Below are 18934 nucleotides of genomic sequence, written 5' to 3'. Positions count from 1 at the left end.
CGCGTGACCGCCGAGATGTCCGTGCCGTCCACCGCAGTGCTGACCGGGGCAGACCGGGACGGTTCCAACTACACCGCGCGGCATCTGCTCGTCCTCGAGGGCCTCGAGGCCGTCCGTAAGCGCCCCGGCATGTACATCGGCTCCACGGACAGTCGTGGCCTCATGCACTGCCTGTGGGAGATCATCGACAACTCCGTCGACGAGGCGCTGGGCGGCTACTGCGACCACATCGAGGTGATCCTCCACGACGACGGGTCGGTGGAGGTCCGGGACAACGGCCGCGGCATCCCCGTGGACGTCGAGCCCAAGACCGGTCTGAGCGGCGTCGAGGTCGTGATGACCAAGCTGCACGCCGGCGGAAAGTTCGGCGGCGGCTCGTACGCGGCCTCCGGTGGCCTGCACGGTGTCGGCGCCTCCGTCGTCAACGCCCTCTCCGCACGGCTCGACGTCGAGGTCGACCGCAACAGCAAGACGCACTCGATCAGCTTCCGACGCGGCGTCCCCGGCATCTTCACCGAATCCGGCCCCGACGCGCCCTTCGACCCGGGCAACGGCCTGCTCAAGGGCAAGCGGATCGCCAAGACCAAGACGGGCACCCGCGTCCGCTACTGGGCCGACCGGCAGATCTTCCTCAAGGACGCCAAGCTCTCCCTGGAGACGCTGCACGCCCGCGCCCGCCAGACGGCCTTCCTCGTGCCGGGCCTGACCCTCATCGTCCGCGACGAGCGCGGCATCGACGGCGCCGGAAAGACGGAGGAGACGTTCCGCTACGACGGCGGCATCAGCGAGTTCTGCGAGTACCTCGCGCAGGACAAGGCCGTCTGCGACGTGGTGCGGCTGACCGGCCAGGGCACCTTCAAGGAGACCGTGCCGGTCCTCGACGACCGCGGCCACATGACACCGACCGAGGTCACCCGGGAACTGGGCGTCGACATCGCCCTGCGCTGGGGCACCGGCTACGACGCCACGGTCAAGTCGTTCGTCAACATCATCGCCACCCCCAAGGGCGGCACCCATGTCTCCGGCTTCGAGCGCTCGGTCACCAAGACCGTCAACGAAGCCCTGCGGTCCAGCAAGCTGCTGCGCGTCGCCGAGGACGACGTCGTCAAGGACGACGCCATGGAAGGCCTCACCGCCGTGGTGACCGTGCGGCTCGCCGAGCCGCAGTTCGAGGGCCAGACCAAGGAGGTGCTCGGCACCTCTGCCGCCTCCCGGATCGTGGCCCAGGTGGTGAGCCGGGAGCTCAAGGCGTTCCTGACCTCCACCAAGCGGGACGCCAAGCAGCAGGCACGTGCCGTCATGGAGAAGGTCGTCGCGGCGGCCCGTACGCGTATCGCCGCCCGCCAGCACAAGGAGGCCCAGCGGCGGAAGACGGCGCTGGAATCCTCCTCGCTGCCGGCCAAGCTCGCGGACTGCCGCAGCGACGACGTCGACCGCAGTGAACTCTTCATCGTCGAGGGCGACTCGGCGCTGGGCACGGCGAAGCTGGCCCGGAACTCCGAATTCCAGGCACTGCTGCCGATCCGCGGCAAGATCCTCAACGTCCAGAAGTCGTCGGTCTCGGACATGCTCAAGAACGCCGAGTGCGGCGCCATCATCCAGGTCATAGGGGCTGGCTCCGGCCGCACCTTCGACATCGACGCCGCCCGCTACGGCAAGGTCATCTTCCTGGCCGACGCGGATGTCGACGGCGCCCACATCCGCTGCCTGCTGCTGACCCTCTTCCAGCGCTACATGCGGCCGATGGTCGAACAGGGCCGGGTCTTCTCCGCCGTCCCGCCGCTGCACCGCGTCGAGCTGACCAACCCCAGGAAGGGCCAGGAGAAGTACATCTACACCTACTCGGACAACGAGCTGCGCCAGACCCTGCTCGAACTCGAGCGCAAGAAGGTCCGCTACAAGGACAGCATCCAGCGCTACAAGGGCCTGGGCGAAATGGACGCCGACCAGCTCGCCGAGACGACCATGGACCCGCGCCACCGCACCCTGCGCCGCATCAACATCAGCGACCTGGAAGCGGCGGAGCAGGCTTTCGACCTGCTGATGGGCAACGAAGTCGCCCCCCGCAAGGAGTTCATCACCAACTCCGCGTCCACCCTGGACCGTTCGCGCATCGACACCTGAGCGCACCACGGCACCCGTCGGGCGCCTTTTCCACCCATGGGTGGAGAGGCGCCCGACGCCTTTTCCACCCACTCCCCACCCTGGCTCCGATCCGGAGGGCCGCCGCGCTCCATAGCGTCGGAAGGGTCGGAATTCCCCGTTCCACGGAGCCTCAGATCATGAGCGGCCTACTCCACATCGTTGTGATCACCGCGGCTGTCGTGTTCGTGTTCATCCAGCAGTTCAAGACGCAGCGCCTCGCGTCCGAGGGCAGGAGGTGGTGGCTGACCCCCGCCGTTCTGACGGTCATGGAGCCGCGTTCTGACGGTCATGGCGCCGCGGCAACCCGGTCTCCTCGACGCCCGGCACCACACGGCATCCGCTGCCCTGCTCGCCGTGGAGCTGCTCATCGGACTGGCCTGCGGCGCCCGGCTGGGCCTGGACGACGCGTATCTGGACGGACGCGGACGGCACGGTTGTGGACCAAGGGAGGCTGGACGGCGGCCGGTGTCTGGCTCTGCGGCATGGCGCTGCGCGCCGGCCTCACGGGTGTCGCCGCGGCCATGGGCATCCAAGGGAAGCGCGGCCGTCATGCTCGGTGTCGCCGCGATGCTGCTGACACGGACCGGTGTCACCGCCTGGCAGGCCCAGGACCTGTGGCAGACGTACCGTGTGCCCGCCGCCGGCTGATGCCCCTGGCTGTACGCCCCGGGACGGAGACCCATGGGGTGAACGCCTCGCACCGCGCTACGACGACGAAGGACCGCACGTGACGCTGAACGCCTGGACGAGCTGGCCCCTGAGGGAGTCACTGTCCCGTGAGGGCAGCGGCGCCCGGTTGTGGATCGGCCGATCCGTGCGCGTCCTGGTGGTCGCGGGACTGACGTGGGCGACCGTGACGGGGCCGCACTTCCACGGCTGGGCACTGATTGCGGCCGTCGCCGGCTTGGCCCTCACCATGCTGGCGTTCCGCGGCTTCTTCCGTGTGACGCTGCAACACCGTCTGCGGCCGTCCATCGCGCTGTTCGCCGTACTGGAGGCCGCGGCCTTCGGCTTCCGGTACGCCGACGAGCGCACGCCGGCGATCGTCCGGTGGTGCGCATGCGCCATGATCGCCATGGAGCGACTGCCGTCGAGCGTCGCCGTACCGTGCGCCGGAGCGGCACTCGGTGCGTACGGGGTGATGAACACCGACAACTGGCTGACGACCACCACGACCACCACGACCACCGCAGGCCTGGCGCTGGCGGGCCGCGTCGTACGGCTGGACGCCGAGGCACGCGGCAACGCCCAGCGGCTGCTGGCCCAGGAACGGGCCGCCTGTAAGGCCGAAGCCGAATCGGCGGCACTCACCGAACGGGGACGGATCGCACGGGAGAACCACGATGGGCTCGCCCACAGTCTCAGCGCCCAGCTGGTGCACCTGGAGGCGGCACGGCTGCTGATCCAGCGCAGCACCGACCTCGAGGCCGACCGTGAACAGCTCATGGAACGGGTGGTGGCGTGCCGGGGAATGGCCCGTGAAGGGCTGGAGGGCGCCTGTGAGGCGCTTTCCGCGCTCCGCGGAGGATGGGCCCGGTCGAGGACTTCCTGCGCCGCCTGACGGCCGCTGAGGGCGCTCGGCTGGACGTTTCGGGTGAGGTTCGCCCCCTGCCGGCCGAGGCGGGCCTCGCGGTGCGCAGAGTCGCCCAGGAGCTGCTGACGAACGTACGCAAGCACGCCCCGGGCGCCCGGGTGAACGTGCTGCTGGAGTACACGGCAGACGACGTGCGCCTTCAGGTGCGCGATTTCGGAGGCCGGGGCAGGCCGCCGAGCTCGCCGAGAGTGGCTCCGGCTACGGTCTGCTCGGGATGCGGTAGCGCGCCGAATTCCTTGGCGGAACGCTTGAGTCCGGGCCCGCTGAGGAGGGTTTCGTGGTGCGGCTGCGAGTGCCGGCATGACGGCGCGTAAGACGGCACGTGTCGTGGCCGCCGATGACCAGACCGTGGTGCGTGAGGGCATCGTGATGCTGCTGGGGCTGCTCCGGGCATCGAGGTCGTCGGATCGGCCGCAGACGGTGAGGAGGCCGTCCGTTTGGTCGCCGAACTGGCCCCCGACGTCGTCCTGATGGACCTGCGCATGCCACGCTGCGACGGCGTCGAGGCCGCCCGTCGCATCCGCGCGGACCACCCCGGCACCCAGGTCGTGGTGCTCACCACCTACGCCGACGACGACTCGCTCTTTCCCACCCTGCAGGCCGGCGCCCGCGGCTACGTGACCAAGGATGCCGACGGCGATGAGATCGTCCGCGCCATCGACGACGTGCTCTCGGGCGAGGCCGGAGCGTCGCCGAGGATCCAGTGCAGGCTCCTGGAGCGCGTCACGGAGCCCGTACGGAACTTGCCGCAACCGCCCGACGAGCCACCGAACGGGCTCGCCGCCCCGCGAGGTGGAGGTGCTGAGACTGGTTGCCGACGGACAGTCCAATCCGGAGATCGCGCGCATGCCGCACGTCCCCACCGCGACGGTGGAGACCCACGTCAACAATCTCTTCGCCAAAGCGGGACTGCGCGACCGGACTCAGGCCGTCCACTACGCCTATCGCCACGGTCTCGCGCAGCCGCCCGGATAGCTCATCACCTGATGGGGTGAAGGGACCAGAACAACGCACACCACCCGGGGCGGTCGGGCGATTTATCGACAAGTCTCGGCATGTGGGGGCGGAAGTACGGGCGTTGACGGGATCGAGCGGCTTAGCGCGCGCACCTGATGTGCCGTACCGGTCTCAGACCCAGTCATAACGGTGTTCCGGGCGGCCGGTCTCGCCGTACCTGAGAGTGAGGCGTACCCGTCCAGCCCGCTCCAGCAGCTTGAGGTAGCGCTGCGCGGTCTGCCGGCTCAGGCCGGCCTGGAGGGCGACGTCCTGGGCCGACAACGGGGAGTGGGCGGAGCGCAGTACCGAACGCACACGGTCGGCAGTGGCGGAGGAGTGGCCCTTGGGCAACTCGGCGGGGCCGGCGTTGGCGGCTCCCAACGCCCCGAAGATCCGGTCCACCTCGGACTGCTCCGCCTGCCCGCCATCCGCGAACGTACGATGCAGCGCCGCGTACCCCTCCAACTTGGAGCGCAGGCCCGCAAAGGTGAAGGGCTTGACCAGGTACTGCAGTGCGCCGTGCCGCATCGCGGCCTGCACGGTCGCGATGTCGCGAGCCGCCGTCACCATGATCACGTCAGTGAGTAGACCGCGCCGTCGCAGGTCGCCGACCAGTTGAAGCCCCGTTCTGTCGGGGAGGTAGTGGTCCAGAAGGATCAGATCGACAGGGTGCGTCTCAAGGGCGGCGAGGGCTTCGGCGGCGGTATGCGCGAGGCAACTGACCCGGAACCCCTCTACCTTGGCGACATACGCCGCGTTGATCCGGGCGACGTGCACATCATCGTCCACGACCAGTACGTCGATCATTGCCTGGCCTCCGTGACGCCTGTGGAGTGACGAGCGTCCTCGCCACGTCCGGCCCGCCCGGTGGCATGGGTGTTCATCGCTGCTTCCTGGGGTGCTCCACCCAGTCGGGGAATCTCTTTGGACAGTGCGTCAGGGAGGGTGATGGTGAACACCGCGCCACCACCGGGGCGCTCGTCGACCTCGGCGCTGCCCCCGTAGCGCTCGGCGAGTCGGCGGACGAGGGCCAGGCCGATGCCGCGCTGCCCGTGGGCGGGCGGCTCCTTGGTCGTCCAACCTTCCGTGAAGATCTCCGCACGACGCGCCTCGGGCACTCCTGGCCCGTTGTCGCTGACGCGGACGATGGCGGTGTGGCCATCGGCCCGGATCTCCACTTCCAGTTGTGCGTCACGTTCGCTCGATGTGGCATCCAGGGCGTTGTCGATGAGGTTGCCGAGTACGGTGACCAGGCTGTGCGGGTCGACCAGCCGGTCGGGCAGATGAGTTTCGGGCGCGATGCGCAAGGAGACGCCACGCTCGGTGGCGACCGTTGCCTTGCCCACCAGGAGGGCGGCGAGTAGCGGATCGTGGATGCGCTCGGTGACCTGCTCCGCAGTCGCCCGATGCACGCCCACGGCCCGTGTCACAAACTCCACGGCCTCTTCGTGCAGCCCCAGTTCGAGCAGCCCGAGGAGTGTGTGCAGCCGGTTGGCGTGCTCGTGATCCTGGGCGCGCAGGGCGTCGATCAGGCCACGGGTACCGTCCAGTTCGCGGCCCAGCCGTTCCAGTTCGGTGCGGTCGCGCAAAGTGACCACCGCGCCCCCGTCGTCGGTCGGCATGCGGTTCGCCACCAGAACCCGCTGTCCGCTGACGGCCAGCAGATCGGCCCCTGAAACACGGCCGGCCAGCACGTCGGTCGTACGGCCCGGTGGCAGGACGGTGTCCAGGGGGCGGCCGGTGTCCTCGGAGCGCAGGTCGAGGAGGCGCTGCGCCTCATCGTTCATCAGGCGGATCCGGCCGCGGACGTCGAGCGCGAGGAACCCTTCACGAATGCCGTGCAGCATGGCCTCCCGCTCGGCGAGCAGCGCGGAGATGTCGGAGAACGCCAGGTCATGGGTGCGGCGCTGGAGACGGCGGGAGACGAGGTAGGCGGCGAGTGCGCCCACGGCGAGAGCTCCGCCCGCGTAAGCGAGCAATTGCGGGACGGTGGAGAGCAGCCGTTCCTGCACGCTCTCGTACGCGATGCCGACCGAGACGGCCCCGATGACCTCGCCGTTCTCGTCGCGCAGTGGGACCTTGCCGCGCGCGGAGCGACCGAGGGTGCCCTCATCGATCTGCATGACCTCGTGGCCGGAGAGGGCGACGCTGGGGTCGGTGGAGACGTGGTGTCCGATCTCGTCAGGGTCGGTGTGGGACCAGCGCACTCCGCGCTTGTCCATGATCACTACGTACTCGGCGCCGGTGGCGGCACGGATCCGCTCTGCCTCGTTCTGGACGGGGCCGTGACGGCTGGGGTGTGAGGATGCCAGGGCGTCGTCGAGCGACGGTGCCGCGGCGGTGGTCTGCGCGATGGCCAGGGCGCGGCGCATCGCCTGATCGTCCAGCTGGGCGCTGAGCGGGGCGAGGAAGAGGCCGGTTGCCAGTGCGGTGACTCCCGTGGCGATGGCCAGCTGCATCATCAGCACCTGGGAGAAGACGCGGCGTGGCCAGCCCAGGCGCGGCCACTTCAGGCGCAACCCGGGTGCGGTGCCGGAGGCCAGCGCGTCGGCGGGGATGGCCGCGGAACCCGAGGGGCGAACGCCTCTCGGGCGCGGAGCCGACGCATCCTTCTCGCCCATACGAACGAACAGTAAGCGCGGTGGCGGCCGGGCGGTAATCGCCGACGGGGCCGAATTCGGAGGGTGTTCGGGCGGCGACTCGCAGCGCCGCTGTGGGCGGCGGAAAGGGTGCTCGAGTGGTTATCCACAGGCCTTTCGGTCGCAGATCGTACGCGCTTAGCCTCACAACGTGATGTCGATTCCGGCCGGATGAGGATCGTGCGCGCGTTGGGGCGCGAAGAGGGGAGCGGTCATGTGGTCCACGAGGGATGGCAAAGGGGTGTGGCGTGCAGCAGCGCGGGGCGATGGCCGCCGCATGGTGGCGTGGCGGGCAGCGGGAGCGATGCTGGGCCTGGGGCTCGCTGTGTTGGTCATTAAGCGACCTGGAGCCTCCGGGCGTCTGTCGAGCATTGCGGCCGTTGGCGATGCGTCCTTACGGCAGACTCCCGGTGAGTCCCGGGTGGCGAGCCGGCCGCGAGGCGCCGCCAACGGTTCGAGCGCGCCCCCGCGGAGGCCCGGGAGATCAGCTACAGGAGGCTGTTGTCCTTGCTCGTGTCGCACCCGCGATGGCGGTGATGGAGCCAACCGCCATCCGAGCCGGTGGACCGAGCGGCGCACCACAGCTAGCGGGCGCCGGAGCACCGTCGGTCCGCTCTTGGACGATCACCCGCCAGGCGCGGCCGTCCGTGTGCGCAATGACGACGGCCCAGGTGGGGACGGCACCCGCAGGCGTCCCGCTGTGAAGCGCCCGGTGGTCGGCCGGCAACAGTTCGGGCCGCACCGTGTCGGTCCTTACGACGTCGAGTGCGTCCGCGCGGTCCTCCCAAATGAGCTGGCGGACCGCGAGGTCGGCCGCCTGGGCCGGGCGGCCCCACGCCGAGCGGCCACGGCAGTGGTTGAGCGCGATCCGTCCGTCGCTCGCCGACTCCACGGCGCCCTTGACCAGAGGGGCCGAGGCGCGGCCGTAGGCGTAGCCGTAGGGGAGGACGAAGAGGGTGGGGGAGAAGCGGTGGCCGCCGATGTGGGTGACTTCCCACGCCCCGACTCCGCCAGCGACGAGCTCGGCGGCGAGCGGCCGGCCGAGGAGGGCGCAGCAGCGGTCCCGCTTGCCGTTGGTGCACACGAGGACCAGTGGTTCACCGGTGTACGGCTCCCAGAGGCCGCCATGCTCTCCGGCACCCAGGGCGGTGAAATTCAGCCCGAGGGCTGCTCGCGGGTCGGTGACCGTGGTCGTGCGGATCCATGAACGCCCTGGGGCGGTGTGCGCGAGGAACATGCGGCGCGGGGAGGCGTCGTGGCAGTCGGCATGACGTCCTGGCCTGCGGATGAGGGCGATGCGTACACCCGTGCCCTCTGCCGCGGCTTCCAGAGCCCGGCCGACGTCAGGGGCAAGGTGGCTGTCAGTCAGCGCATTGGCCCCCCACGGTCCGGACTGCTCGATGAGTAGCCAGGTCAGGGCGGTGGCCGCCGTCCCTGCGAGAGGTTCGGCCGATTCGAGGGAAGCGGAGGCGCAGGTACTCACAAAGGTGAGCCTAACCTCATCTGCTGTAGACGGCTTCTGGCAGGGGGCCCAGAGGCTCGGACGTCCATGGAAAACGCCCGGCTGAGGCCAGAGGCTTGAGCAGCCCAGGGCCACGTAAACGGGGAGTTCCTCGGCCTTACGGCAGCGGCTGCGGGGGCTTCGGGCCGCAGTACCTGCCGCTCGGGCGCATGCGGACGGGGGGCTCGCCGTACTCTTCCAGGGCGTGGGCGATCCAGCCGGCGGTGCGAGCGACGGCGAAGATGGTTTCGCCTGCCTCGGTCGGCATTCCGCTCGCGACGGTCAGCACGGCAAGCGCCAGGTCGACGTTGGCGTGCAGCTCCGTGTGTCGAGCGGTGGTGGTGATCACCTCGCGAGCAGCCTGTAGCGCGGGGCGGGCGCGTGGCACTTCTTCCAACAGCTCGAAGAGGGTGTGGGCGCGCGGGTCCTCGCCCGTGTAGAGGCGATGCCCAAGGCCGGGTACCCGGCGCCCGGCTCGCAGATGGTCGGCGACGACGGCTGCCGCGCTTCCCCGGTCCAGCACCTCGAGCAGCATCCGGTGGGCGAGTCCGCTTGCCGCACCGTGCAACGCGCCGTCCAGCGCTCCAAAGCCGGCCGAGACAATCGCGTACGGATGCGCGCGTGCTGAGGCGGCGACTCGTACCGCGAGGGTGGAGGCGGCGAGGTCGTGATCGATGAGCAGAATCAGTGCGGCGTCCAGGATGCGCAGCGATTCAGGGTCGGCCGGCTCAGAGGTGAGGCGTGACCACAGGCGTGGTGCCAGTGGTGCGGCGGCGGACTGCTCGGCGGCCTGTGACGGCAGGGCGTCGACAAGGGTCGGGATCAGGGTGCGGGCCGTGTCGAGGACGACGTTCTCGGACAGGTCGAAGCGGAGTGGGTCAGCGGCTGCCGCAGCGATCACCGCGACGCGCAGATGGTCCATCGGTCCGCTGTGAGCCGGCAGTGCGTGTACGGCGCGGCGGGCCGCCAACAGGGCGTCGTGTGGTGCGGTGAAGCGGATGCCACGGCGCATCTCACCGGTCCACAGCCACTCGGCCACTTCCTCGTAGCTGTAGTGGGCGGCGAGTTCGGATGCATCGACGCCACGGAAGTAGCAGTGGTCGCGGTCGATGAGGGTGATGCCGGTGTGGACGGCCAACTCGCCACTGGAGGCGGACGGTTCGCGCCGGCCACTGCGGCGAGCCAGTGTCTCGACCTCCTTCGCGTCGAAGGTGCTGCCACGGCTGCCCGGCTCGCGGCGGCTGGTCAGCTGGCCGCGGCTGACATACGCGTACACCGTCTCGGGCTTCACGCCGAGCCGGTCGGCCGCCTCCCGGGTGTTCAGCCGTCGCCCGCCCGCGTCCTGCGTGGTGTCTTGATCCGCCATGAGGTCACCGTATCCAGACTCATACATATTGATTCAATCAATATTGACGACTGTTGAGTCAAGCATAGATAGTCGGATCAATATTCGGGGAGGAAGAACAAAGGAGATCCGCCATGCCGATCGCCGAGGCGAACGCACCGATCGACGCGCCCCGTGGACTCGCGGGTGTCATCGTCACCGAGACCCAACTCGGCGATGTCCGGGGCCTCGAGGGCTTTTACCACTACCGCCAGTACTCCGCAGTCGAGCTGGCCGCGAGCCGCAGCTTCGAGGACGTCTGGTACCTGATGTTCCACGGTGAGCTGCCCGACGCGGCGCAGCTGGCGGCATTCACAGCCCAGACCGCCGCACTGCGGCCACTGCCCGCCGCCGTGCGCGACGCACTTCCCGCCCTCGCCCAGGCCGGTGCGCTCGCCGGCCCGCTCGCCGGGCTGCGTACCGCGCTCTCGCTGCTCGGTGCGACGGCCGGCTTCCGGCCTCTGTACGACATCGATGCCGACCAGAGGCGGGCCGACGCACTTGCCGCCTGTGCCGCCGTACCAACCCTGCTCACCGCGCTCCACCGGCTCGGCCAGGGGCAGCAGCCTGTGGAGCCGCGCGCGGATCTCGGCCACGCCGCCAACTACCTCTACATGCTCACCGGCGAAGAGCCTCGGCCGGAACAGGTGCGCGCGATCGAGGCGTACCTGATCTCCACCATCGACCACGGGTTCAACGCCTCGACCTTCACCGCCCGCGTCATCACCTCCACCGGCGCCGACCTCGCGGCCTGCCTCGTCGGTGCCATCGGTGCGCTCTCCGGCCCGCTGCACGGCGGTGCGCCCAGCCGCGCACTGGACACCCTCGACGCCATCGGCACACCGGACCGCATCGACGCCTGGATCCGCGACCGCGTGCTGCGCGGCGAGCGGATCATGGGATTCGGGCACCCCGTCTACCGCACCGAGGACCCGCGCTCCCGGATGCTGCGTGGCATCGCCGAGGGCTTCGGTGGACCTCTGGTGGAGTTCGCCCTCCAGGTGGAGGCGAGGGCCGAGGCACTGCTGGCCGAGCTCAAGCCGGGTCGCGAGCTGCACATCAATGTGGAGTTCTACGCGGGCGTCGTCATGGAGCTGTGCGGACTGCCCCGTGAGATGTTCACACCCACGTTCTGCGCGGCCCGCGTCGTCGGCTGGAGCGCCAACATCCTGGAGCAGGCGGAGGATTCGAAGATCATTCGTCCGGCGGCCCGGTACGTCGGCCCGCCCCCGCCGCAGCCGCTGCCCGCCGCCGCGGCCCTCTAGGAGCCGACGGGGCGGGCCGAGCCCGGGGCGGCCGGCGGTCCGTTACGATCGACAGCTCGTTCGCCGCCGGTCCGGGCGGCCCGCCACCCGCACCATGGAGGCGCCCCTTGGCCACGCAACAGATCCCGGTCGTCGTGCTCGCGGGATTCCTCGGGTCGGGCAAGACCACCCTCCTCAACCATCTGCTCGGCGCCGGCGACGGCACCCGTATCGGCGCGATCGTCAACGACTTCGGCAGCATCGAGATCGACGCCATGACCGTCGCCGGGCAGGTGGACTCGATGGTGTCGCTCGGCAACGGCTGCCTGTGCTGCGCGGTCGACACCAGCGAACTGGACACCTACCTGGAGCGGCTGGCCCGCCCCGCCGCCCGTATCGACGTGATCGTCATCGAGGCCAGCGGGCTGGCCGAGCCGCAGGAACTCATCCGGATGATCCTCGCCAGCGACAACGACCGGATCGTCTACGGCGGGCTGATCGAGGTCGTGGACGCCGCCGAGTTCGATGACACCCGTGCGCGGCATCCCGAACTGGACCGGCATGTGGGCATCGCCGACATCGTGGTGCTCAACAAGGCCGACCGGATCGGGGAGGCGGCGCGGCAGGCACTCATGGACCGGCTCGCGCAGCTCGCTCCGGGACGGCCGGTGATCTGCACGGCGTACGGCCGGGTCGACCCCGAGCTGTTCTTCGATCGCGGGACGGGGGAGGACCTCGACGCGTCCGTGCGTCAGCTGTCGTTCGAGGATCTGCTGCGAGAGGCCGCGGCGAAGGGCGGGCCCGCCGGTCAGGACGACGATCACTGCGATGGCGGCCAAGGCCACTGCGATGACGGCGAAGGCCACTGCGATCACCCGGAGCACGCGCATCACCCCGATCACGCGGGTCATCTGCACGCCGCCTATCAGAGCGTGGAGTTCACCTCGTCCGAGCCGATGCACCCGCGCCGGCTCATGGGTTTCCTCGACAGCCGCCCGACCGGCCTCTACCGCATCAAGGGCTTCGTCCACTTCGACGTTCCGGAGAACCGCCAGAGGTTCACGCTGCACGCGGTCGGCGACTTCCTGCGCTTCTATCCCGAGCCGTGGCCGAAGGGCGAGGAGCGGTGCACCCAGCTCGTCATGATCGGCAGCGGCATCGACGCGCCGGCGCTGCGCAAGGAGCTGGAGAACTGCCGGGAGACCGGCCCGTCGGATGCCGATGTGAACAGCATGTGGGGCGTGCTGCGCTATGTGGCTGCCCGTGATGAAGACATCGGAGCAGACCTCTGAGGGTGATGTCTGAAGACGTCTGAGGGCGATGTGTGCAGAGGGCTGAGGGCGACGTCTGAAGAGGGCACACGTCGGAGGAGGGCGGTCGAGACAGACGTCGGAGGGGGACGGTGAGGCAGACGTCTGAGGAGAGTGGCTGAGGGGAGTGGCTGAGGAACGCGGACGGGCGCTGTCGGGCCGGTAGACGTCCGGCTCGACAGCGCCCGTCCGCGTTGCGCGCGGTGCGCCGCCTACATCGGGCCCGCCAGTGCCGCCACCGGCTTCGTCAGGGGCACGCCCGAGCCGTCCCGTCGCGGATCGACATCCGGCAGCGTGACCGGGGCGCCCTTGGCGTCCGCGGCCCGCACCGGCGTCGGCCCCGCCCATGCCTGGGTCAGGCAGTCCTCGCCCTTCAGGAAGCGCTGGCAGCGCACGCCGCCGGTGGCCCTGCCCTTGCGCGGGTACTGGTCGAACGGGGTGAGCTTGGCCGTCGCCACGGAGTCGTCGAGCGTGCCGTGTGAGCCGGCGACGGTGAACACCATGGCGTCGGAGGCCGGATCGACGGCCGAGAACGAGATCACCTTTGCGCCCTCGCCCAGCTTGATACCCGCCATACCGCCGGCCGGGCGGCCCTGCGGCCGTACCTGCGACGCCTGATAGCGCAACAGCTGCGCCTCGTTGGTGATGAAGACCAGGTCCTCCTCACCGGTGCGCAGCTCGGCGGCGCCCACGATGCGGTCGCCTTCCTTGAGGGTGATGACCTCCAACTCCTCCTTGTTGGCGGGGTAGTCGGGCACCACCCGCTTGACGACGCCCTGCTCCGTGCCGAGGGCCAGGCCCGGCGAGGACTCGTCCAGTGTGATCAGGCAGATCAGCTCCTCGCCGTCCTGCAGCGTCAGGAACTCCGAGATCTGGGCGCCACCGGAGAGGCTGGGTGCGGCCGCCGTCTCCGGGAGCTGCGGCAGATCGATCACCGAGAGCCGCAGCAGCCGGCCCAGGGACGTCACCGCGCCCACCTCGCCGCGGGTCGTCGCCGGCACCGCCGAGACGATCACATCGTGCTTGACCCGCTTGGCGTCGACGTCGAAGGGCACCTCGCCGGTGACCGTGCGCGCCAGCAGGCCCGTAGAGGACAGCAGCACCCGGCACGGGTCGTCGGAGACCTCCAGCGGCACCGCGCCGACCGAGGGGCCCGCCGACTCCAGCAGGACCGTGCGCCGGTCCGTGCCGTACTTCTTGGCGACCGCGGCCAGCTCGTTGGAGACCAGCTTGCGCAGCTCGGCGTCCGACTCCAGGATCCGGGTCAGCTTCTCGATCTCGTCCTGCAGCCGGTCGCGCTCGGACTCCAGCTCGATACGGTCGAACTTGGTCAGCCGGCGCAGCGGCGTGTCGAGGATGTACTGCGTCTGGATGTCGCTCAGCGAGAAGCGCTCGATCAGCCGCTCCTTGGCCTGTGCGCTGTTCTCGCTGGAGCGGATCAGGCGGATCACCTCGTCGATGTCCACCAGGGCCGTCAGCAGGCCTTCGACCAGATGGAGCCGGTCGCGCCGCTTGCTGCGCCGGAACTCGCTGCGCCGGCGCACCACCTCGAAGCGGTGATCGACGTAGACCTCCAGCAGCTCCTTCAGGCCCAGCGTCAGCGGCTGGCCGTCCACCAGCGCGACGTTGTTGATGCCGAAGGACTCCTCCATCGGCGTGAGCTTGTAGAGCTGCTCGAGGACGGCCTCGGGGTTGAAGCCGTTCTTGACCTCGATCACCAGCCGCAGGCCGTGCTCACGGTCGGTGAGGTCCTTGACGTCCGCGATGCCCTGGAGCTTCTTGGAGCCGACCAGGTCCTTGATCTTGGCGATGACCTTCTCGGGGCCGACCGTGAAGGGGAGTTCGGTGACGATCAGGCCCTTGCGGCGAGCGGTGACGTTCTCCACCGTCACCGTCGCGCGGATCTTGAACGTGCCGCGGCCCTTCTCGTACGCGTCCCGTACGCCGCCCAGGCCCACGATCCGGCCGCCCGTCGGCAGGTCGGGACCGGGCACGAAGCGCATCAGGGTGTCGAGGTCGGCGTCGGGGTGCTTGATCAGGTGGCGGGCCGCGGCGATGACCTCGCCCAGGTTGTGCGGCGGCATGTTCGTGGCCATACCGACCGCGATACCGGACGAGCCGTTGACGAGGAGGTTCGGGTACGCGGCGGGCAGGGCGACCGGCTCCCGCTCCTGGCCGTCGTAGTTGGGCGCGAAGTCGACGGTGTCCTCGTCGATCGACTCCGTCATCAGGGACGTCGTGGGCGCCATCCGGCACTCGGTGTACCGCATGGCCGCGGGCGGGTCGTCGTTGCCCAGCGAGCCGAAGTTGCCGTGGCCGTCCACCAGCGGCACCCGCATGGAGAACGGCTGCGCCATGCGCACCAGCGCGTCGTAGATCGACGCGTCGCCGTGCGGGTGAAGCTTACCCATGACCTCGCCGACGACCCGGGCGCACTTGACGTAGCCGCGGTCGGGGCGCAGGCCCATCTCGTTCATCTGGTAGAGGATGCGGCGGTGCACGGGCTTGAGACCGTCGCGGGCGTCCGGCAGGGCGCGCGAGTAGATGACCGAATACGCGTACTCGAGGAAGGAACCCTGCATCTCGTCGACGACGTCGATGTCGAGGATCCTCTCCTCGAAGTCGTCCGGCGGCGGGGTCTTCGTGCTGCGGCGGGCCATCGCGGCTGCGGCTCCTTCTGCTGCGTCTACTGCCGATGTCGGGTGCGACGTCAGGGCGACGTCGGTCAATCAGTCGGGTCAATCAGCTGGGGGATCAACCGGCGAGTATCTCTGAGTCTGACGCGGACCATTGTGGACCGCCCCACTGACAACGCCCACCGCGACTCCCCCTTCGCCTCCCGGGGGCCCCGGGCACGACGCTCGATCGGGGCCGGTCGCCCGGGAACTTCGCCAGATGCCGACGCGCTTGCATACAGTGACAGAACTTCCTCGCAAGCGGATCGAAGGGACGTACATGCCCATGGGTCACACGGCCACAGAACAAGCCGGCTCCGGCGGCCTGACAGCGACCGAGCACCGGCTGGCCAACGGCCTGCGCGTGGTGCTCTCCGAAGACCACCTGACCCCGGTCGCAGCGGTGTGCCTGTGGTACGACGTCGGCTCCCGCCACGAGGTCAAGGGCCGTACGGGCCTGGCTCACCTCTTCGAGCACCTGATGTTCCAGGGCTCCGCGCAGGTGAAGGGCAACGGCCACTTCGAGCTGGTGCAGGGCGCCGGCGGCTCGCTCAACGGCACCACGAGCTTCGAGCGCACCAACTACTTCGAGACCATGCCCACCCACGAGCTGGAGCTCGCGCTCTGGCTGGAGGCGGACCGGATGGGCTCGCTGCTGACCGCGCTCGACGAAGAGTCACTGGAGAACCAGCGCGACGTCGTCAAGAACGAGCGCCGCCAGCGCTACGACAACGTCCCCTACGGCACGGCCTTCGAGAAGCTGACGGCCATGGCGTACCCGGAGGGCCACCCGTACCACCACACGCCCATCGGGTCGATGGCCGACCTGGACGCCGCCTCGCTGGAGGATGCCCGGGCGTTCTTCCGTACGTACTACGCGCCCAACAACGCCGTCCTGTCGGTCGTCGGCGACATCGACTCCGCGCAGACGCTGGCCTGGATCGAGAAGTACTTCGGCTCGATCCCCTCGCACGACGGCAAGCAGCCGCCGCGGGACGGCACGCTGCCCGACGTCATCGGCGGCCAGCTGCGCGAGGTCGTCGAGGAGGACGTGCCCTCCCGCGCCCTGATGGCGGCCTACCGCCTGCCGCACGACGGCACCCGTGAGGCGGACGCCGCGGACCTGGCGCTGACCGTCCTGGGCGGCGGCGAGTCCTCCCGCCTGTACAACCGGCTGGTGCGCCGCGACCGCAGCGCCGTGGCGGCCGGCTTCGGCCTGCTGCGGCTGGCCGGCGCGCCCTCGCTGGGCTGGCTGGACGTGAAGACGTCCGGCGGCGTGGAGGTCCCCGACATCGAGCGCGCCGTCGACGAGGAGCTGGCCCGCTTCGCCGCCGAGGGCCCGACCCCGGAGGAGATGGAGCGCGCGCAGGCCCAGCTGGAGCGCGAATGGCTGGACCGTCTGGCGACGGTCAGCGGCCGCGCCGACGAACTGTGCCGCTTCGCCGTCCTGTTCGGCGATCCGCAGCTCGCACTGACCGCCGTAGAGCGGGTTCTGGACATCACCCGCGAGGAGGTGCAGGCGGTCGCCAAGGCCCGGCTGCGCCCCGACAACCGCGCGGTGCTGGTCTACGAACCCACCGAGCCGACCGACGCCGCCGACACCGAGGAAGGGGAGGCGGACCAGTGAGCGACGCCACCAACCGCGCAGGGTCCCCCATGAGCACCATGGAATTCCACCCCCAGCCCCGGGGCGGCGCGCCCAAGCCGTGGGCCTTCCCCGCCCCCGACCGCAGCCAACTCCCCAACGGGCTCACGCTGCTGACCAGCCACCGCCCCGGCCAGCAGGTCGTCGCCGTCGAGGTCAACCTCGTCGCGCCGCTGGACGCCGAGCCCGAGGGCCTGGACGGCGTCGCCACGATCATGGCGCGTGCGCTGTCGGAGGGCACCGACAAGTACGACGCCGAGGAGTTCGCCGCCGAGCTGGAGCGCTGCGGCGCCACGCTGGACGCGCACGCCGACCACCCCGGGGTACGGGTCTCCCTGGAGGTCCCGGCCTCCCGGCTGCCGCGCGCGCTCGGCCTGCTCGCCGACGCGCTGCGCGCCCCCGCCTTCCCGGACAGCGAGGTCGAGCGGCTGGTGCGCAACCGCCTCGACGAGATCCCGCACGAGCTCGCGAACCCGGCCCGGCGTGCCGCCATGGCGCTGTCCAAGGAGCTGTTCCCGGCCACCGCCCGCATGTCGCGGCCCCGCCAGGGCACCGAGGAGACCGTGGCCCGCATCGACGCGGCGGCCGTCCGGGCCTTCTACGACGCCCATGTGCGGCCCGCCACGGCCACCGCCGTCATCGTCGGCGACTTCACCGGTGTCGACCTGGACGCGGCGCTCGCCGAGACCCTCGGCGCCTGGAGCGGCTCGACGGCCGAGCCGCTGAAGGCCGCGCCGATCGTCGCCGACGACACCGGCCGTGTGGTGATCGTGGACCGCCCCGGAGCGGTCCAGACGCAGCTGCTCATCGGCCGGATCGGGGCCGACCGGCACGACCGGGTGTGGCCGGCGCAGGTCCTCGGCACGTACTGCCTGGGCGGCACCCTCACCTCCCGGCTGGACCGTGTGCTGCGGGAGGAGAAGGGCTACACCTACGGGGTGCGCGCCTTCGGCCAGGTACTGCGCTCCACCGCCCCCGCCTCCCCCGAGGGGGCGACGGGCGCGGCCCTGCTGGCCATCAGCGGCTCGGTGGACACCGCCTCCACCGTCCCGGCGCTCCAGGACCTCTGGCAGGTGCTGCGGACCCTCGCGGCGGAGGGGCTGACGGACGAGGAGCGCGATGTCGCCGTCCAGAACCTGGTCGGCGTCGCGCCGCTGAAGTACGAGACCGCGGCGGCCGTCGCGGGCACGCTGGCCGACCAGGTGGAGCAGCAGCTCCCGGACGACTTCCAGGCGCAGTTGTACGTCCGGCTCGCGGAGACCGGCACGGTCGAGGCGACCGCGGCGGCGGTCAGCGCCTTCCCGGTGGACCGGCTGGTGACGGTCCTGGTGGGTGACGCGGCCCAGATCGCCGAGCCCGTCAAGGCGCTGGGGTTGGGCGAGGTGACGGTGGTCGGCGGCTAGCCGACCCGGAAGGCACGCCCCTTCCGCCCCGTATGACGGCGGATCAGTTTCGAGCGACGGCTCCCGTGGTGCTCTCTGCCACGGGAGCCGTCGTATGTCCGGTTTATGACGACTGGCTGCGCTGCCTCTTGTGGCATCCCGCACAAAAAAGCGGTTCTGTTTGGCGATCGAAAGTTGCCCCGATTAGCGTCGGTCCGGCTGTTCGTCACAACTCCGCCACAACAGTGGCACCGGACAGTCATCGCCGAGTCCCCGTACGGCGCGAGCCAGGGGAGCCGGGGACCCACACGTCCCTGGGGTGAATCGGACCCCTCTCCGGAGGAGCCCGTAGGAGACCTTCCTGCTCCGAACCCGTCAGCTAACCCGGTAGGCGAGAAGGAAGGAAAGGACAAGCCAGT

General features: G+C 70.0%; 11 protein-coding genes, 2 pseudogenes and 1 riboswitch. Of the genes and pseudogenes, 7 read left to right on the top strand and 6 right to left on the bottom strand.

Annotated elements, in window-relative coordinates:
* Positions 1 to 3 precede the first annotated feature (3 nt).
* Positions 4 to 2124 (top strand): DNA gyrase/topoisomerase IV subunit B, encoded by a 2121-nt coding sequence (locus ACZ5XZ_RS24165; protein WP_468981358.1) that lies wholly within the window; start codon positions 4 to 6, stop codon positions 2122 to 2124.
* A 285-nt stretch (positions 2125 to 2409) separates the two neighbouring features.
* Here ACZ5XZ_RS24165 and ACZ5XZ_RS24160 read toward each other — a convergent pair whose 3' ends face one another.
* Positions 2410 to 2577: a hypothetical protein gene (locus ACZ5XZ_RS24160; protein ID WP_468981357.1), complete on the bottom strand. Its 168-nt coding sequence runs from the start codon at positions 2575 to 2577 to the stop codon at positions 2410 to 2412.
* Between the two features lie 295 nt (positions 2578 to 2872).
* Between ACZ5XZ_RS24160 and ACZ5XZ_RS24155 the strand changes: the two are divergent.
* Positions 2873 to 4043: pseudogene (locus tag ACZ5XZ_RS24155) on the top strand (sensor histidine kinase).
* Positions 4040 to 4714 (top strand): annotated as a pseudogene (locus tag ACZ5XZ_RS24150) (response regulator transcription factor). The pseudogenes ACZ5XZ_RS24155 and ACZ5XZ_RS24150 overlap by 4 nt, the downstream one beginning before the upstream one ends.
* Positions 4715 to 4867: 153 nt before the next feature.
* Here the strand turns inward: ACZ5XZ_RS24150 and ACZ5XZ_RS24145 are convergent.
* From ACZ5XZ_RS24145 to ACZ5XZ_RS24130, 4 genes are all read right to left on the bottom strand, one after another.
* A complete protein-coding gene (locus ACZ5XZ_RS24145) occupies positions 4868 to 5542 on the bottom strand; it encodes a DUF7342 family protein (protein ID WP_468981356.1) in 675 nt (224 codons plus the stop codon).
* On the bottom strand, positions 5539 to 7197 hold the full coding sequence (locus ACZ5XZ_RS24140; protein WP_468981541.1) for an ATP-binding protein: 1659 nt from the start codon (positions 7195 to 7197) through the stop codon (positions 5539 to 5541). Before ACZ5XZ_RS24140 ends, ACZ5XZ_RS24145 begins: the two co-directional genes overlap by 4 nt.
* Before the next feature lie 661 nt (positions 7198 to 7858).
* The gene (locus ACZ5XZ_RS24135) at positions 7859 to 8857 is read right to left on the bottom strand and encodes a sucrase ferredoxin (RefSeq protein WP_468981353.1); all 999 of its coding nucleotides are present in this window, start codon (positions 8855 to 8857) and stop codon (positions 7859 to 7861) included.
* A 136-nt stretch (positions 8858 to 8993) separates the two neighbouring features.
* Entirely contained in the window at positions 8994 to 10241 is a 1248-nt protein-coding gene (locus ACZ5XZ_RS24130) for a citrate/2-methylcitrate synthase (protein ID WP_468981351.1), read from the bottom strand.
* Between the two features lie 113 nt (positions 10242 to 10354).
* On the opposite strand from ACZ5XZ_RS24130, the gene ACZ5XZ_RS24125 reads away from it, so the two are divergent.
* On the top strand, positions 10355 to 11524 hold the full coding sequence (locus tag ACZ5XZ_RS24125; protein WP_468981349.1) for a citrate synthase/methylcitrate synthase: 1170 nt from the start codon (positions 10355 to 10357) through the stop codon (positions 11522 to 11524).
* 107 nt (positions 11525 to 11631) lie between these two features.
* The gene (locus tag ACZ5XZ_RS24120; protein ID WP_468981347.1) at positions 11632 to 12795 is read left to right on the top strand and encodes a CobW family GTP-binding protein; all 1164 of its coding nucleotides are present in this window, start codon (positions 11632 to 11634) and stop codon (positions 12793 to 12795) included.
* A gap of 230 nt (positions 12796 to 13025) precedes the next feature.
* On the opposite strand, the gene ACZ5XZ_RS24115 is transcribed toward ACZ5XZ_RS24120, so the two are convergent.
* Positions 13026 to 15473 carry a DNA gyrase/topoisomerase IV subunit A gene (locus ACZ5XZ_RS24115; RefSeq protein ID WP_468981346.1) on the bottom strand — a complete coding sequence of 816 codons (2448 nt, stop codon included), beginning with the start codon at positions 15471 to 15473 and terminating at the stop codon, positions 13026 to 13028.
* A 301-nt stretch (positions 15474 to 15774) separates the two neighbouring features.
* Here ACZ5XZ_RS24115 and ACZ5XZ_RS24110 point away from each other — a divergent pair, with 301 nt between their 5' ends.
* Both ACZ5XZ_RS24110 and ACZ5XZ_RS24105 read left to right on the top strand, forming a co-directional pair.
* Positions 15775 to 17115, top strand: coding sequence for a M16 family metallopeptidase (locus tag ACZ5XZ_RS24110; RefSeq protein ID WP_468981538.1), 1341 nt, complete (start codon positions 15775 to 15777; stop codon positions 17113 to 17115).
* 38 nt (positions 17116 to 17153) lie between these two features.
* Positions 17154 to 18536, top strand: coding sequence for a M16 family metallopeptidase (locus ACZ5XZ_RS24105; RefSeq protein WP_468981535.1), 1383 nt, complete (start codon positions 17154 to 17156; stop codon positions 18534 to 18536).
* A 232-nt stretch (positions 18537 to 18768) separates the two neighbouring features.
* Positions 18769 to 18923: riboswitch (cyclic di-AMP (ydaO/yuaA leader) on the top strand.
* Positions 18924 to 18934: the final 11 nt, after the last annotated feature.

The sequence above is a fragment of the Streptomyces sp. NPDC033270 genome (assembly GCF_055576575.1).
The sequence above is the reverse complement of the archived record's forward strand: the minus strand, read 5'-3'. Positions and strand labels throughout refer to the sequence as shown.